This is a genomic window from Paraburkholderia sp. (assembly GCF_028283785.1).
In the GTDB taxonomy this organism is placed as follows: domain Bacteria; phylum Pseudomonadota; class Gammaproteobacteria; order Burkholderiales; family Burkholderiaceae; genus Paraburkholderia.
Genome location: NZ_JAPWKB010000020.1, coordinates 18271 through 35031 on the forward strand (window position 1 = coordinate 18271; position 16761 = coordinate 35031).

The following is a 16761-nucleotide window of genomic DNA, read 5'->3' on the forward strand; positions in this document are numbered from 1 at the left end:
TCCGTGGACGGATGCAATGGATGGCGGCGCGGCCATTACGGCATCCTGATTGTCTTCAGCGTGAAAACGGGTTGCGAAAACGGCACCTGTTTGCTCGTGACAGGACCGCTCGCCACGCCGACGCAGTCATCGCCGATCCGCATCGTGCTCGCGTATTCGCGCGACGCCGGCCGCACTTCGTTCGCGAGCAGACCCGCGCGATAGTAAAGCTCGATCCGGTCGTCGCTGCCGATGGTCTGCTTGATCAGCGTATTGAGCGCGTCGTAGTCGTACGACGCAAGCGTTTCTCCGCCGCTGCTTGCCGACCGAAGCCGCCCGAGCGCGTCATAGCGGAGCGAGCGGCCTGCGCTGTCGCATGTCATGCGGCCGTTGGCGTCGTACTGAAACGCGAGCGTGGCCGGATAGCCCGCGTGCGTGTGCGTGATGGACGTCAATTGGGTCGGGTCGTCGGTGTTGTCGTAGTGGAACGTCGCGGTGTCGCTGCCCATCGCCGGATCGACAAAAGTGGTGACGGTTTCGAGCAGGTTGTTCAGCGCGTCGTAGTGAAACGACTGCCACGCGACTGCATTGCCATAGGTATCGATATTCGGCGTGTCGCCGTTGCACGCGTACAGACTCAGGCGGTTACGCACGTCGTAGCTGAACTGCTCGTCGCGCAACGGGCGGTCGCCTTGCCGGGTCGTGCGCCACGCAAGCTGCCAGTTCGCATTCCACGCCTGGGTGATCTGCAATACCCGCGCGTCGCCCTGGAAGAAGTCGCGCGCGATTTCCCGGTCGAAGTCGTCGAGTGTCAACGCGACGCGCAGACTGGTTCCGGTGACGGCGTCGGTGGTGGTGTAACCGGTCATCCGGCCCATCGCGTCGTAAGCCGTCTGGACTCTCCCGGCCGGATGCACGATGTCGGTGTTGCGGCCGAGGCTGTCGTACCGATACGTTTGTGCGTCGCCGGTGACGTCCACCGATTGCTGAAGCCGTCCACGCAGCGAGCCGTCGAAACGGGCGGCCTGATCGGTGCCGTTGCCGCTCACCACGCTTTCCGACGACAGCGTGCCGGACGGCGCATACACCCAGCGACGCTCGCTCGTGTCGTTTTCGGTGGCGTTCAGCATTGCGCCGGTCGCGGGATCGTAGCTGAACGACTGCGCGGTGCTGCCCGCCGTCAGTTGAGCCAGCGACTCGTCCAGTTGCGACACGTAGCTGCACGCAATGATCTCGCCGTCGGGCGTTGTGACTGTCGCCGGGCGGCGCGCCGCGCCGTCGTAGCGAAACAGATAGGTGCGCCCACCGCTTTGCGTCATCACCCTGCGCTTGAGGCTGTCGAAGTCTTGCGAGCCGAGCACGACCACCCGGTTTTGCGCGTCGGTGACGGACACGCCGGTGACGAGCGTATCCACGCTGAACGGCGCGTAGCTCTTATCGACGAAGGTGCCGTCGGGCAGGGTGGTGGTGGTCACGCGGCCGAACGCGTCGTACGCGAAGTGCGTGGTCTGGCCGAGTTCGTCCGTGCGACGACGCAGCCGGCCGGCACCGTCGTACTGCTGCACGATCGCGCCTTGCGCGACGCCGTCGACATCGTAGTCGGTGATCGCGGTGGGCAGATGCTGCACGTTGTATTCGGTGACGCGGCGGCCCGACCTCAGCGTCGCGCCCGACGCGCTGAACGACGATCCCTGAGTCTGCGCCACCGATGTCATGCCGACCGGATCGTGACTGTTCAGCACGCTCAGGCCATCGTTCCATGCGGTCGCGTTGCGCTGTCCCCAGTCGTCGTAGCCGATCGTCGCCATGTCCGTCAACGACGCGCCGGTCACCTGGCCGCCGGCATCGCGCAGATAGTCCTGACTGACGCCCGAAGCGAGCCTGCCGAGGCCGTCGTATTGCTTCGAGCCGATCTCGTAGACGGGGGCCGCAGCCGGATGGCGCGCGACGGGATTGTCGATATCGTTCGCAAGTTGGCGGATCGCCCGGCCGAGACCGTCCACATTGGTTTGCAGCGTATTGCCGTGAACATCCGTGCGGGTTGTCGACACGCGGCTGACTTTGCCGGTCGCGCTGTCTTCGGTGCGTGCGTACGCGGTGCGGATGGTCTGTTCGAATTCGGTGCCGGGATCGCGCGTCTCCGTAAGCCGGCGTCCGAGCGAATCGTAGGTGAACGCCGACACGTTGCCCTGCGCGTCGGTTTCCGACGCCACGCGTCCGCTATAGCTGGACTGACAACGCGTGACGCAAGCGGTGAGGCCGTCGTGTCCCGACACGCGCGTGGTTTGCGTGAGCGTGCCGTTCGCGGTGTCTACGGCGAAAGTGAAATCGAGCGTGCTGGCGTACGTGCCGGACGACGCGTCGAGATGATGGATTTGCGTCGAAATGCGGCTGATGCGAGCGTGACCGGACGACGTCGGCGTGTTGATGTAGTCGGTGGTTTTGTCGATCAGCGGTATGCCGTCGCTTGTCAGCGATTCCTGCGTCAGTGCCACGAACGACGCGACCGGACTGCCGCTCTGCTGCACGGCCGGCATTGCGGTGTAGCGATAGCGTTCGGAGCGGACCGGCGCATCGAACGAGGTGGCCGGCGGCGTGATCGTTTTCGTACGCATGAAACGGACAAAGCCGTTGGGGTCGGGCGGACAGTCGCCGGCGCTGCCTTCGGCGGGGTAGTAATCGCAATCGATCTGCGTGCCATCGGGCGCGATGACCCGCGTTGGATTGCCCGACGTATCGAATTCAGTGAGCGTGGATTCGGAGCGCGACTGTGCGCCGTCGGCACGCGTGTCGTCCGAATAGACGACATCGACCTGCATGGGCAACTGGAATTGCGGCGGTTGCTCGTCGAACGGTGCGTTGACGAACGCGTAGTAGGTGGTCCGCGTCGATTTCTCGCAGGCGCGCTGACGCGTTGTCTCCTCGATCTGCAGATGGAAGTTGTCGTAGCTGCGCGTCACGGTGATGACGTCGTCGTCGCTCCGGGTGGTTTCAACCGATTGGTAGACGTAATCGGTCAACACGCCGTACAGATAATCGGCATCCGGATGCCACGCGGCGTCGCTGCCGTAACCCAGATAATTTTCGGGCGTGTATTGATAGGTGCTGACGATGGCCGCCTGATCCTGGCCCGGGTCCTGGACGTATCGCGTGACGGCGGGCAGTGGTGGCTGGTGCGCGTTGTCCGGGAAATTCAGGCGAGCGCCGTAGGTCACGGTTTCGACGAGACCCGTCGGCGCGGTGATGTTCGACACGAGATAGTACGAGTCGATCTGGTCATAGCCGAAGGTCCAGTTCAGCGTATCGCCGTTGCACGGCGTCTCGATACTGGTCAGATGTCCGTTGGACAGATACAGCGAAACGTCGTACGCCTCTTTCGTGTCCGGCCAGATATGAAACACCGCCGAATATCGATCGTCGTAGGCGATCCGGAGCAGATCGGCGGTCTCGTCGCCGATGCGGATTAATCGCGGCTCGGGGCTATACGTCCATTCGAGATTGAGCGAATGCCCCGAAGGTGCATAAAGCGCGAAGGGCACCTTAATTCTGTCTGCGGTATCCGGGCCGGCCAGTAATTCGATATCGCCGGATTGATGCGTGATCTTGTACGCGTCCCGCAGCCGTTCGAACCGGAACGTCTCCAACCCCTGTTGACGAAGCCAGACGCCACTGCTGTCTTCGTCGACGATATAGACCTCGCCGGTGGAAACCGTCAGGCGTTTCTGGTCGAGATCATAGGTCGAGTATTGCAGCGAAAAGCCGCTTCCGAATCCGTTGTTTCCATCGAGCAACGGGTTGTAGTTGAGCGTGACATCGAGGCTCGGCCCCAGGTTGGCATTGCCGACCAGTTTGCAGATTGGCGTGGCGGGATTGAACAGGCCGGTGCGTGGATCGACGCCGCGCTGTGTGGAACTGCTGAAATTGAACGCGTGTGAGTAGAAGGGCGCGGTCATCGGCTGGCACCGCGTGGGGTTGGTGTGCGGGTGTCTGGCGATGCGTACGGGTATGGCGTGGTTTGGCCATCAATCAGCGAGAGCGTGTTGCCGTCGTCGGAAGGCTTGACGTAAAACGCGCCGGTGTTGCCATACTGGTCATAAAACCTGACGTTCTGGTACTCGAGGTTCATGTCAGTCACCGTCTCGGGCACGTTAGCAAAGGTACCATCTGCCGTTACGCGCACAATCGTGACCTGGCCTTCACGTTGATTGACCTGCCAGTATCCGTTGGAGTTGACGTCCCGCGTTGAGCGCGCGCTGACGAACGTCCCTATTCCCGTTTGGCCCTTCGGGCCGACCTGTACGGCGACGCTCAGGCGCTGCAACATCTTGTTGACGCCCCAATAAGATCGGTACTGGTAACACTCCTCGCTCGGGATATTGTTTGTATCGTAAGGCGTGTCGGCAAATCGTTCGGAATCGACTACATCGATATGTACCCAATGAAAATTCTCGTCTTTGATTTTGCAGTAGTAGTTATCCTGATCATAGACGGAGTCGTGGTAAGTATCTTCTCGAGATAAATCAATATCGTCGTTGGTGTAATTTTTTGCCGGGTCCCCGCGACACGTGACGTGACTATCGAAGCCTTCCGTACCGCCTTTCGCGGTCGAAACAACAGTGCCGTCAGGCAAGTCGAAGCAGACTGAAACCGACTTCGGATTGGTCGTAAAGTCTGACGCCGCCATCAGGAAGAACTTGCACTGCGATACGCCGAGCGTGCTGTTCGCGCCCACGTGAAATTTCGTTTCCGTGACGCTGTAATTCCACCCCGACTGCAACTCCCGATTCATCTCCGTACCGTCAACATAATCCACCAGCCACGAGTGACCGATGATTTCTTCGGGCGTCAGATCAATTGGCGCGCGCTCCAAATCCAGCGCGGTCACAGACACCACCACGCCAATCTGATGCCGGCCGTTTGCATATAATTTGCCGTCGCTCAGGCCCGTTTCGAATTGCACGGAGAGCGACGAAAGGCTCACTACGTCAGCGTAGGTTTTAGAAAGCATTTGGGTTGCTCCTTCACGAAGATGCGCCTGCGGGCAATTCGCCGCGCGCGACGCGATTAGGGAAGATAGTCAATCAAACATAAAAAGCGGAATCCTAACTATTCAGGCGAACGCTCTCCCTGGCCGGAACAATGGCGCGACTATGAATGGGATCGAAGTGTCGCCGGCGATCCGTTGGATCCAGTACCGGACGGCACGCGAATGATGAGATGTGCGGACCTGGCCGCCATGACAACGCGTTGATTCTATGGGTGCCTAACTAATTTGCACAAGGCAGAATTTTTTATTAGACGAATCGTCGCGATAGTGATCTGAAATGAAACTGAAAGCTTGTTCGTGCGACAACCGGGCGTCGTCGCACGGGTAGGGTATTCAATGCAGCTGGTTGCCGCCGTCTTTCGGCGCCTGCACGAACTGGCGAATCAGGCGCACCGTGTCGATGTCCGATTCGCGATACGCCGACTTCACGATTTCCTGCGTCTGATGCGCATCCGGATCGGCGGATTCTGGCAGCGTCGTGCTGTATTCGAAGCGCAGAAACAGTTGCAGGTCGTCGGGCTGCTCGATCGTCATGATCAGCGAGCCGCCCACGTACGTCTCCGTCGGCATGATGTCGTAGCGCACGCTTTCTTTCGGCAGCAGCGTCACGCGATCGCGCACGGTGGCCTTGCCGTAGTGCAGTTCGCGCTCGAGCGTGATTTCCGTGCGCTCGACGATCGTGCAGCTGTCGAGCCCGATCACGAACAGCTGCGGCTGCTCCGCGCGCAACACGAGCCCTTCCCACAACTGGTCGCGGGTCATGGTCTCGACGAGCGGATTCAACGGGTCGTTGATCTGGATGAGATGTTCGAAGTTCAAGACGACAGCTTCCTTTTAAAACGCTGCGCTACATTCAATGGACAGTGTTCGCACGGCGCGCGACGCCGTGCGCGATCCGGTCGACGCGACGGCCTCAGGCAGCAGTGAGGTCAGAGCGGACCGTGATCTGGCGCGTCAGGATCTTGTGGACCGGGCACGCATTGGCAATTTGCAAGAGCCGTTCCCGCTGTTCGTCGGACAACTCGCCTTCGAGCGTGATGTGCCGGTCGATCGTCGAGCCGGCGTCACCGGTTTCGATCGAGAGTTCGACGTGCACGTCGGCGAGCGGCCAGCCTTTGCGTTGCGCGTACATCTTCAGCGTGATCGACGTGCACGCGCCGAGGCCGGAGAGCAGCAACGACACCGGCGTCGGACCGCGATCGCCGCCGCCGAGCGACTCGGGCTCGTCGGCGATCCACGTGTGGCCGCCGTCTTCGAAATTGACGAGAAAGGGAGTCGAGCCGATGTGGGCGTTGACCTTGGACTCTGCCATGCGCGCTCCTGAGCGGAAACCGGGTTCGCTGCGCGACGCGTGAAACGCGCCACGCAGCACGAGCCGCTATTGTGAACGAATTCGTGCCGCTTCGTGGCGCCCGGTCCGACGCGCCTTCACTGTATCGCCGCATCGCCGCGAGATAGCCACGCTATCGCGGCGTCGCGGCAGACGGCCAGCCCGGTCAGTGCGCGATCAGCCCCATCTTGCCCGCCTGATAGTCGGTCACGGCCTGACGGATTTCATCTTCGGTGTTCATCACGAACGGGCCGTAGCGCACCACTGGTTCCTTCAACGGCACGCCGCCGAGCAGCAGCACGTCGAGCACCTCGTCGCCCGCGCTGAGCGTGACCGTGTCGCCGTCGTTGCCGAACACGATCATCTGCTGCGCGCCGATTTCACGTTTGCCGGCGCCGTAAAAGCCGGTGCCCGACAGACCGTACGCGAACACCCGATACCCGGCCGGCACCGGATGCGCGATCGACGCGCCCGGTTGCAACGTGAAATGCTGATACAGGATCGGCGTGCGGGTTTCGATCGCGGCCGATACGCCGAGCGCTTCACCCGCGATCACCTTGACGCGCACCGCGCCGTCGGCGGAGGTGGCGATGGGAATCTGCGCCGCCGGCATCTCCTGATAACGCGGTGCAATCATCTTGTCGCGTCGCGGCAGATTCACCCACACCTGCAAGCCGTGCACGCGCCCGCCCGTGCGCGTGAATTCGGGGTCGGGCATTTCGCTATGCACGACGCCCGCGCCGGCCGTCATCCACTGCACGTCGCCCGCCATCAGCGTGCCGGAATGCCCGGCGGAGTCCTTGTGGCCGAACTGGCCTTCGAGGCAATACGTGACGGTTTCGAAGCCGCGATGAGGATGATCCGGCGCGCCTTTGGCTTCGCCCGGTGCGTAATCGACCGGTCCCATTTCGTCCAGCAGCAGAAACGGGTCGAAGTCCATCAGCATGCGCGTCGGGAACGGCCGGTGGACGATAAAGCCGCCGCCTTCGGTCGTGCGAACGCTGGGATACGTGCGTTCGATCGTGCGTGTCGTGCTCATCAAATCACCTTGAAAAATGGGGAATAGCGTCATTTTTGAAACATGGAGCTATTATAGGGACCGTTTTTCGTGGTGCTAGCCGCCTCAACGCAATGGATTGTTCTAAGAATGGAACAACGGATGAAGATCGATTCCCACAATCTAAACGACCTGATGTACTTCTCGCAGGTCGTCGAGCACGGCGGATTTTCGGCGGCCGAGCGGGTGCTCGGCATCTCTAAATCGCGTCTGTCGCGGCGTTTGACGGAGCTGGAAGCATCGTTGGGCGTGCGTCTTTTGCAACGTTCGACCCGCAAGCTCGCGCTGACCGAAGCCGGTCAACTGTTCTACCAGCATTGTCAGGCGATGCTCACCGAGGCGCAGGCGGCCGTCAACGTCGTGCAGCAACTGCGCTCGTCGCCGCGCGGCACGGTGCGTGTCAGCGTGCCGGTGACGATCTCGCAAACCTTGCTGTCGCAAATCCTGCCCGAGTTCATGCATCGTTATCCGGAAGTGCGCGTGGTGATGCGCGTGACGAACCGGGTGGTCGATCTGTTCGAGGATTCGATCGATGTCGCGTTGCGGGTGCGCTCGGACCCGCCGCAGAACGCGAATATCGTCGCGCGGCCGTTATGGCGCACGCAGCAGATGCTGGTCGGCGCGCCGAGCCTGTTGCAGCAGAATGCGCCGCCGCTGGAACCCGACGATCTCACGCGCTTCGAAACACTCGACACGCCGACGGGCGATGGCCGTCACGTCTTCAACCTGATCGCGCCCGATGGCACGCGTCACGCGCACGAACACGAGCCGCGCCTCGTCACCGCCGATCTGATGACGGTGCGTGAAGCGGTGCTGGCCGGTGTGGGGATCGCGGCGCTGCCGGAGATGATGTACGGCGCGGCGTTGCGGGCAGGGCAACTGTCGCCGGTGATGCCGGGCTGGACCTTGCCGTCGCCGCAGTTGTACGCGGTGTTCGTGTCGCGGCAGGGCATGGTGCCGGCGGTGCGCGCGTTCGTCGATTATCTGGTCGAGATGCTCGATCCGGAGACCGGCAAGCACATCATGGGCGAGTGTCCGGCGCAGGACGAAGCGCGCCGGATCGAGCTGGCAGAGGCGTTGCGCGCGTAAGTTCAGCGGCAGCCTGCAAGTCCCGTGCGCATCGTTTTTGGCATTTAAGCGTGGGCTGTCATGAGTACTTTCAATGGCCGTTTCCTTGAATGCAGCGCGTGCCGGGGCTATATTGAAATCCCTTCGCTAAGGAGTCTCTTATGCGAAAACTCATGGCCGCTATCATAGCGAGCCTGATAGGGCTGACAGCGCTGTCCGTGTCGAGCACGGCTGTCGCATGCAGTGACACGAGCGATCATTCCGATGGCAAGTGACCACGCCGCCCGAAGGCGCCGAGTGCGCACAAAAAAAGGCCTTCATCCGACGATGAAGGCCTTTTACTTTTAGCCCTTGAAACAAGGGCTTTTCAGCGCTGATTTGCCGCTTATTTGCTCTTCGGCTGGGTGACGAAACCGATCTTCGTCAAGCCGCCCGACTGCGCTTCCGACATCACTTCGGCGACCTTCTCATACGCCACCTTGCGATCCGCGTTCAGGTGCAGTTCCGGTTGCGGATTCTGCTGCGCGGCTTGTGCGATCTTCGCCTGCAACTGGTCGTCGGTGACCTTCTGGTCGTCCCACGACACAGCGCCGTTCGCATCGATCGACACGTTGACCTGGGCAGGCTTCGTGTCTTCCTTCTGGCTGCTTGCATGCGGCAAATCGATCTTGACCGCGTGACGGATCACCGGGATCGTCACCATGAACACAATCAGCAGAACCAGCATGACGTCGACCAGCGGCGTCATGTTGATCTCGTTCATCAGGCCGTCGTCATCGTCGCCGGCGAAAGGGCTCATTGCCATCGATTGCCTCGCTGATTATTGATTGCGTGCGGCGATCCGCAGGCCGTCGCCACGCTTGCTCGACGACAGGCGCGCGCCCGTCACGAAGAAGGCGTGCAGACCATGTGCGAAGCGGCTCAGCTTGCTGACGATCGCTTTGTTCGCACGGGTCAGCGCGTTGTAGCCGAGCACGGCCGGAATCGCGACGAACAGGCCGAACGCGGTCATGATCAGCGCTTCGCCGACCGGGCCTGCGACGGCGTCGATCGAGCTTTGACCGGCGGCGCCGATCGACAGCAGCGCGTGATAGATGCCCCACACCGTGCCGAACAGACCGACGAACGGTGCCGTGGAACCGATCGACGCGAGCACGGCCAGGCCGCTTTGCATGCGCGACACGCTTTCGTCCATCGTGTCTTTCAGGCAACGCGTGACCCAGTCGGACACGTCCATCCGGTCATGCAGATGCGGTTGCGTCTGGTGGTGGTGATCGGCGGCTTCCTGACCCGACAGCGCCAGCGCGAGGAACGGGTTGTCCTGCGGCGACGACGTATTGCTGCCGAGCTTCTGGATGCCGTCGGCGAGGTCGTCCGAATGCCAGAACGCCTGTTCGGCGTTCTTCGTGAGACGGTTCAGGCGCATCACGTTATAGCCCTTGACGACGATCACGCTCCACGACAGCACGGACATGATCAACAGCGCCAGCGCGATACCTCGCGTAACGAAATCCCCTTGCGCCCACACGTGCGCGATACCGTAGTTCTGCATTGCCATTCCTTTCTTGAAATCTGGTCGATAAATATTCGGAAACCGGCGAAACGAGCCGATGGATCAACCCCTGTGATCCACTCAGTTTCGCGGACTAAACTCGTAAGGCTGCGTGAATTGCGCGCGGATCGGCTGGCCGTTTTCCAGGTACGGCTTGCACGTGCTGGCGCGTAGCGCATCCATCGCGGCGTCGTCGAGACGGCTGTAGCCGCTGCTCTTCTTGAGGTCGATCGACTCGATCTTGCCCGTCAAACCCACCACGAAGTGAACGTAAGCCGTGCCCGCTTCACCGCGACGATTCGAGATTGCCGGATATTCCGGTTCCACGATCTTGCAATCGAGGTGCGACACGTTTTTCGGCGCGCTGATGTCCATTGTAGGGCGAGCCGGTGCCGCGGGCGCGGCCGGAGCGGCCGGCACCGGGGGTGCGGGCGGCGCTGGCGGCGTAGGCTCGGGCGACGAGATTTCGTTCGGCGACGGGGCTGCGGCTTGCGGTAAGGGCGTCGGCGTCGGCTTTATGTGCGGCTTGGGCTGCACCTTGGGCTTCTGCACGGGCGGCGTCGGTTTGGGCGGCGGCGTTGCAGTGGATTGCAACGCGACAGGCGCGGCCACCGGCGTCGGCGGCAGCAATTGAGCGGTAATCGCACGCGATTCGAGTGCGACGGGCTGCGCTGGCTCGTGACGAAGTGTCAGAAGGACCGCGAGCAACGCCACGTGCAGCGCCGCGACTGCGACGGTTGCCACCACCACACGGGAATTCGACGAACGGGAGGGCGCCGGCGGGCCGCCGGCCGTAACTGATTGCGAAGCCTGCATGCTAGCGGGGCCGCGCGCCGTCAAAACGGCATGTCAAACGATACGGCGTCATTTTCGGAAGATCAGCAGCGAAATACACAAGGTGGTCACGAAACCGATCAGCAATTCCATCTCGAACTCCTACAAGGGTGAGCGGTAGCTGGCTTGTACGCGTACTGGCTTGCTGACGGCAGTGGACTAAACGGGAAACCCCGCAGAAAGCGGGGTCTCGCTTCACGCGGCGTGAACCGCGGTAAACCCTTCAGCGGAAATCAGGCGGCTTTGCGCTCGTAGAACGTCAGCGGTACCGGCTGCGCGTGATGCTCGACGCCGCACCGGCTTGCGCAGACCCCGCTTTGCGCCATGACGTCGCGCACGGTGGCTTCGCACTTGCCGCAGCACATTGCGACACCTAATTCGAATTGCAGTTCATCAAAAGAATCGACGCCTTCTGCGATAGACGCACGGATCTTCCGATCTGATACTGACTTGCACACGCATACGATCATGGTTGGCATCGATAGCTAACGTTAATGCGAATTATTATCATTTTGTTTGGATCGTTTGGCAAGCGCCTAACGGGGATTTTTGTAACAAAACCAGCCGGTTAGCAGGGTCTCCTGGCCGGCGATGCGGTCAGAATGACCTGAATCAACGTGCTGCTACGGTTCGAAACGGGTGAAAAAGGGGCCGAAAGCGTGTCGAAATCGAGCGGTTACTGGCCTGAAATATGGATGAAATCAGGTCGAAAGCTCGACGGATGCGCTCAGGCAGGCAGCGAGTCCGGCTGCGAATCCGACGCCGACGTGCGGCGCGACGGAATCGACACGTGCTGGACCGGTGCGTCGAGATGGAGCAGCGTGGCGGCGAGTTGATGCAGATGCGCGCCGTCGCTGGTCGAGAAAAAGCGGGGCAGACCAGGCGCGCTGCCGGGCGCCGCGCGCAGGTTGCGCTGTTCGAGCACGCGTTCGAGCTGCCGTGCGATCGCAACGCTCGTGTCGATCAACGCCAGCCGGTCACCGACGATGTCGCGGATCGTCGCGTCGAGAAACGGGTAGTGCGTGCAGCCGAGCACCAGTGTGTCGGCGCCCGCGTCGAGCATCGGTTGCAGATAGCCGACCAGCAACGCGCGCAACGCGTCCGATCCGACATCGCAGCGTTCGATGGCCTGCACGAGCCCGTGGCCGGGCTGACACAGAAACCGGCAATCGGCTGCGTAACGGTTCAACAGATCCTGGAAGCGGGCGCTGCGCAATGTCACTTGAGTGGCGAGCACGCCGGCCACGCGCGATGTCGACCGGAGCGCGGCGGGTTTGATGCCCGGCTCGACGCCGATCAACGGAATGGACAGACGCTCGCGAACCAGCGCAATGGATTGCGCCGTTGCCGTGTTGCAGGCGACGACCAGCGCTTTCGCACCTTGTGCGGCCAGCCATTCGCAGATGGCGAGCGTGCGATCGCCGATGAAATCGTCGTCGCGTTCGCCGTAGGGCGCATAACGCGAATCCGCCGCGTAGAGAATCGCCTCGTCCGGCAAATGCGCATGAACCGCGCGCAGCACCGACAACCCGCCGAGGCCCGAATCGAAAATACCGATCGGCGCGCGATTGAGCGTGGAAGGCGATGATGCAGCAGGAGCGGAAAGCGGGAGCGACGGATTGGTGGACATCACGCGGGGCGACAGCGGCGGTCAGTTAAGACGGGGAGAGCATAGCAGGGTGAAGCGCGAATGTCCGGTGCCGCGCGTCGACTCTGGACGCACGGCACGAATCGCGTAAAACAGGTGCTGATGTGTTGCGATGCCGGATGGAGATTCCGGCATGGATACAGCTTAAGCAGCTTGAACAGCGTGAATCGAGCCGATTAACCGGCGCGATCTCAGGCGCCGATTTCGCCCATTGCCGTTTGCTGATAGTTCTGGATGCCGATCTTGTCGATCAGATCGATCTGCGTTTCCAGCCAGTCGATATGTTCTTCGGTGTCGTCGAGAATTTTCGTGAAGATTTCGCGCGAGATGAAATCACGAACCGATTCGCAATATGCGATTGCTTCTTTGCAGGTGCCTTGCGAGATGTATTCGAGTTTCAGATCGCACTCGAGAATCTCTTTGGTTTCCTCACCGATCAGCAGCTTGTGCAGGTCTTGCAGATTCGGCAGACCGTCGAGCATGAAAATACGTTCGATCAGCCAGTCGGCGTGCTTCATTTCACCGATCGACTCGTCGTACTCGTGCTTGCCGAGCTTTTCCAGACCCCAGTGACGGTACATCCGTGCGTGCAGGAAGTACTGATTGATCGCGGTCAGTTCATTCTTCAACTGAGCGTTCAGGAATTCGATGACTTTTTTATCGCCTTGCATAGGGTTTCCTTGTAGGGGCTTTTGAATTTCCCAGAACAATAAACGCCAGCGTTGAAAAAGCCAAGGTCAAAAACCAGTTTTTAGCTTGATTTCATAGGGTTTTTGGCGTGTTGAGTAACGTTCTCATTTCACATGTAAAAAGCCGGGGTTTAATGCCCCGGCTTTCTGTTTTTCGATGCGTTGTCAACCGTCGATCAGTGAAATCAAACCGTCGCGACGGGAATCTTTCCGATCTTCCCTTGCCATTCCTTCGGTCCGGTTTGATGAACCGACGTACCCGTCGAGTCCACCGCGACCGTCACCGGCATGTCCTGCACGTCGAACTCGTAGATCGCTTCCATGCCGAGGTCTTCGAACGCGAGCACCTTCGCGCTGCGGATCGCTTTCGACACCAGATACGCCGCGCCGCCGACGGCCATCAGATACGCCGCCTTGTGCTTCTTGATGGCCTCGATCGCGACCGGGCCGCGCTCGGCTTTGCCGATCATCGAGATCAGACCGGTTTGCGACAGCATCAGGTCGGTGAACTTGTCCATCCGCGTGGCGGTGGTCGGGCCGGCCGGACCGACTGCCTCGTCACGCACCGGATCGACCGGGCCGACGTAATAGATCACGCGATTCGTGAAGTCGACCGGCAGCGTCTCGCCCTTCGCCAGCATATCGGCGATGCGCTTGTGCGCGGCGTCGCGGCCCGTCAGCATCTTGCCGGACAGCAGCAGCGTCTGACCCGGCGTCCATGCCGCGACCTGTTCCGGCGTCAGCGTGTCGAGATTCACGCGCTGGCTCTTCTCGGTGTCCGGTTCCCACTGGACCTTCGGCCATGCGTCGAGCGACGGCGCTTCGAGTTTCGCCACGCCCGAACCGTCGAGCGTGAAGTGCGCGTGACGGGTCGCCGCGCAGTTCGGGATGATCGCGATCGGCTTCGATGCCGCGTGCGTCGGTGCCGCCATGATCTTGACGTCGAGCACGGTGGCGAGGCCGCCGAGACCTTGCGCGCCGATACCGAGCGCGTTGACCTTCTCGTGCAGTTCGACGCGCAGTTCTTCGATCCAGTCCTGCGGGCCGCGCGCGATCACGTCCTGAATGTCGATCGGGTCCATCAGCGATTCCTTCGCCATGACCATCGCCTTTTCAGCCGTGCCGCCGATGCCGATCCCGAGCATGCCGGGCGGGCACCAGCCGGCGCCCATCGTCGGCACGGTCTTCAGGATCCAGTCGACGATCGAATCCGACGGATTCAGCATCGCGAACTTCGACTTGTTTTCCGAGCCGCCGCCCTTGGCCGCGACCTGTACGTCCACGGTATTGCCCGGCACGATCTCGTAGTGGATCACGGCCGGCGTGTTGTCCTTCGTGTTCTTGCGCGCGCCTTCTGGCGGGCTCACGATCGACGCGCGCAACACGTTGTCCGGGTTCATGTAACCGCGGCGCACGCCTTCGTTGATCATGTCGGTGACGCCCATCGTCGCGCCGTCCCAGCGCACGTCCATGCCGACCTTCACGAACACCGTGACGATGCCCGTGTCCTGGCAGATCGGGCGCTTGCCTTCGGCGCACATGCGGCTGTTGGTCAGGATCTGCGCGATCGCGTCCTTCGCGGCCGGGCTCTGTTCGAGCTCGTACGCGCGGCCCAAGGCCTGGATGTAGTCGAGCGGATGGTAATAGCTGATGTACTGCAACGAATCAGCAATGCTCTGGATCAGATCTTCCTGTTTGATGACGGTCATGGCTAGCTCAGTGGGGAGACTACGGGCGCGTGTTGTCCTGATCGCAAGGGCTGCGCGGTCAGTCGTGCGCCTTCGGGGAGGTAAAACCGTTGGAACCCGCGCCGTGCGCCGGTTCCTGAAAATGCTTGGGATGCGTATGCGTGGTCAGACGATCGACCACCGCCATCACGACGGCGGACAGCAGGAACGTGCAGTGAATGATCACCTGCCACATGATCGCGTGCGTCGTGTTCTGGTCCGGGCTGATGAACGTTTTCAACAGATGAATCGACGAGATGCTGATCAGCGCCATCGACAGCTTGACCTTCAGCACGCCCGCGTTCACGTGGTCGAGCCATTCCGGTTCGTCCGGATGACCTTCGACGCCGAGCCGCGACACAAACGTCTCGTAGCCGCCGATGATCACCATGATCAGCAGGTTCGAGATCATCACCACGTCGATCAGACCGAGCACGACCAGCATGATGCTGGTTTCGTCGAGCGTCATCGACGCGCTCACCAGATGCCAGACTTCCTTCAGGAACAGCACGACGTAGACGGCTTGCGCGACGATCAGACCCAGATACAGCGGCACCTGCAGCCAGCGGCTCATAAAGATGATCGCCGGCAGCGGACGCAACGGGCGACGGCCGTGGCCGGAAGTGGGGCGCGGAGCGGACATAGTCGGATGTGTGGTGATGAAAACGCTAAAAACCGGAAGGCGCGACAGCCGGCGAACGGTCAGACGAAGCCGTTTGCCCACGCGCCAGGCGCGCTATTGTACAGCGTGCCTGCGACGGGATGCCGCGGGCCGGGCACGCGACTACAGGGGGCAGGATGGCGGCGCGTCGTGACAGTGGCAGGTGTGCTGGCGCGCGACGCTCACTGCCGGTTCAAGGCGCGGCAACCGGCGGCACGCGTTTGCCTTTCATGCTCGCGAGCCCGATCCCCGCGACGACGCACGCGAGCGCGATGCCGTGCGCGAGCGTCGGACGTTCGCCGAGAAACGCGATGCCGTAGATCGCGGCGGCCACCGGCAGCACCGCGCTGAACACGCCGGCAAGACTGCCGGGCACGTGACGGATGCCCTTCATCCACAACCAGAACGAGAACACGCTCGCCGACAGTCCGTACCACAGCACCAGCATCCAGATGCCCGACGGCACGCTGGCGTAGTCGAACGTGCGCAGCGCGCTCACGCCGACCGGCAGCATCAGCAACAGGCCGAACAGGTGCGTGTACGCGCAGATGTCGATCGGGGCGAGGGTTTGCGTCAGACGACGCGACAGGATGATGTACAGCGATTCGCAGCACACCGCGCCGAGCACCATCAGGTTGCCCGCCAACGAACTCGCGGATTCCGCCTGGCTCGCGCCGCCGTCGCCTTGCTGCACGTGGGCGAGGTTGATCACCAGAATGCCGACGATCGCGAGACCGATCGACGCCCACGCGCGATTGTCCGGACGCTCACGCAGGAACACCCACGAGAACAGCGCGACCACGGCCGGGATCGTACTGGTGATCACACCGGCCGCGACCGCGCTCGTGCGATGCACGCCGTTGAGCATCAGCAGCGTAAATCCGAAGGTGCCGAACAGCGCCTGCAGAAACAGATTGACCCATTCGCCGGATCGAACCCGGCGCAGCTTGGCCGGCCGTAGCACAGGCCACAGCACCGCCATCGCGATGACGAAGCGCAACAACGCGAACAGTGTGACGGGGATAAACGCGACGATCGATTTGCCGATACCGACGTTGCTGCCGACCAGCAGCATCGACGCGATAAGTAACAGGGAATAGCGATTCAAAACAGGTCGATCCGGATAAGTGCAGGCGGCATGCGCACGGTTGCGCATGCCGTCGCGCAGT

The 16761-nt window shown here is 61.6% G+C and carries 15 protein-coding genes; 1 reads left to right on the forward strand and 14 read right to left on the reverse strand.

The features are described 5' to 3' along the window. Positions 1-35: 35 nt before the first annotated feature. The 5 genes from PW947_RS29265 to PW947_RS29285 form a co-directional block, all read right to left on the reverse strand. A complete protein-coding gene (locus PW947_RS29265; RefSeq protein WP_299636120.1) occupies positions 36-3932 on the reverse strand; it encodes an RHS repeat domain-containing protein in 3897 nt (1298 codons plus the stop codon). Then, entirely contained in the window at positions 3929-4987 is a 1059-nt protein-coding gene (locus PW947_RS29270; protein ID WP_299636122.1) for a hypothetical protein, read from the reverse strand. The genes PW947_RS29265 and PW947_RS29270 overlap by 4 nt, the downstream gene beginning before the upstream one ends. A 372-nt stretch (positions 4988-5359) precedes the next feature. Beyond that, the gene (locus tag PW947_RS29275; protein WP_299636124.1) at positions 5360-5845 is read right to left on the reverse strand and encodes an SRPBCC family protein; all 486 of its coding nucleotides are present in this window, start codon (positions 5843-5845) and stop codon (positions 5360-5362) included. A gap of 94 nt (positions 5846-5939) precedes the next feature. Further along, on the reverse strand, positions 5940-6338 hold the full coding sequence (locus tag PW947_RS29280) for an OsmC family protein (RefSeq protein ID WP_299636126.1): 399 nt from the start codon (positions 6336-6338) through the stop codon (positions 5940-5942). A gap of 184 nt (positions 6339-6522) precedes the next feature. Next, positions 6523-7395 carry a pirin family protein gene (locus tag PW947_RS29285; protein WP_299636127.1) on the reverse strand — a complete coding sequence of 291 codons (873 nt, stop codon included), beginning with the start codon at positions 7393-7395 and terminating at the stop codon, positions 6523-6525. Between the two features lie 120 nt (positions 7396-7515). Between PW947_RS29285 and PW947_RS29290 the strand changes: the two genes are divergently transcribed. Then, positions 7516-8502, forward strand: coding sequence for a LysR family transcriptional regulator (locus tag PW947_RS29290; RefSeq protein WP_299636128.1), 987 nt, complete (start codon positions 7516-7518; stop codon positions 8500-8502). A 364-nt stretch (positions 8503-8866) separates the two neighbouring features. Here the strand turns inward: PW947_RS29290 and PW947_RS29295 are convergent, their stop codons facing one another. The 9 genes from PW947_RS29295 to PW947_RS29335 form a co-directional block, all read right to left on the reverse strand. Continuing rightward, positions 8867-9286 carry a biopolymer transporter ExbD gene (locus PW947_RS29295; protein ID WP_299636129.1) on the reverse strand — a complete coding sequence of 140 codons (420 nt, stop codon included), beginning with the start codon at positions 9284-9286 and terminating at the stop codon, positions 8867-8869. A 15-nt stretch (positions 9287-9301) separates the two neighbouring features. Then, complete coding sequence (locus PW947_RS29300) at positions 9302-10033, reverse strand: MotA/TolQ/ExbB proton channel family protein (protein ID WP_299636130.1); 732 nt, start codon at positions 10031-10033, stop codon at positions 9302-9304. A gap of 81 nt (positions 10034-10114) precedes the next feature. Continuing rightward, positions 10115-10849 (reverse strand): energy transducer TonB, encoded by a 735-nt coding sequence (locus PW947_RS29305; protein ID WP_299636132.1) that lies wholly within the window; start codon positions 10847-10849, stop codon positions 10115-10117. Positions 10850-11100: 251 nt separating this feature from the next. Beyond that, positions 11101-11337, reverse strand: coding sequence for a (2Fe-2S)-binding protein (locus PW947_RS29310; protein ID WP_299636503.1), 237 nt, complete (start codon positions 11335-11337; stop codon positions 11101-11103). Positions 11338-11594: 257 nt separating this feature from the next. Further along, positions 11595-12497 carry a glutamate racemase gene (gene murI / locus PW947_RS29315; protein WP_299636134.1) on the reverse strand — a complete coding sequence of 301 codons (903 nt, stop codon included), beginning with the start codon at positions 12495-12497 and terminating at the stop codon, positions 11595-11597. 209 nt (positions 12498-12706) lie between these two features. Next, positions 12707-13186: a bacterioferritin gene (bfr, locus tag PW947_RS29320; protein ID WP_299636135.1), complete on the reverse strand. Its 480-nt coding sequence runs from the start codon at positions 13184-13186 to the stop codon at positions 12707-12709. A 203-nt stretch (positions 13187-13389) separates the two neighbouring features. Then, the gene (locus PW947_RS29325; RefSeq protein ID WP_299636136.1) at positions 13390-14913 is read right to left on the reverse strand and encodes a fumarate hydratase; all 1524 of its coding nucleotides are present in this window, start codon (positions 14911-14913) and stop codon (positions 13390-13392) included. Between the two features lie 58 nt (positions 14914-14971). Continuing rightward, positions 14972-15574, reverse strand: a complete 603-nt coding sequence (locus PW947_RS29330; protein WP_299636138.1) for a TIGR00645 family protein — start codon at positions 15572-15574, stop codon at positions 14972-14974. A 211-nt stretch (positions 15575-15785) separates the two neighbouring features. Continuing rightward, the gene (locus PW947_RS29335) at positions 15786-16700 is read right to left on the reverse strand and encodes a DMT family transporter (RefSeq protein WP_299636140.1); all 915 of its coding nucleotides are present in this window, start codon (positions 16698-16700) and stop codon (positions 15786-15788) included. Positions 16701-16761 lie beyond the last annotated feature (61 nt).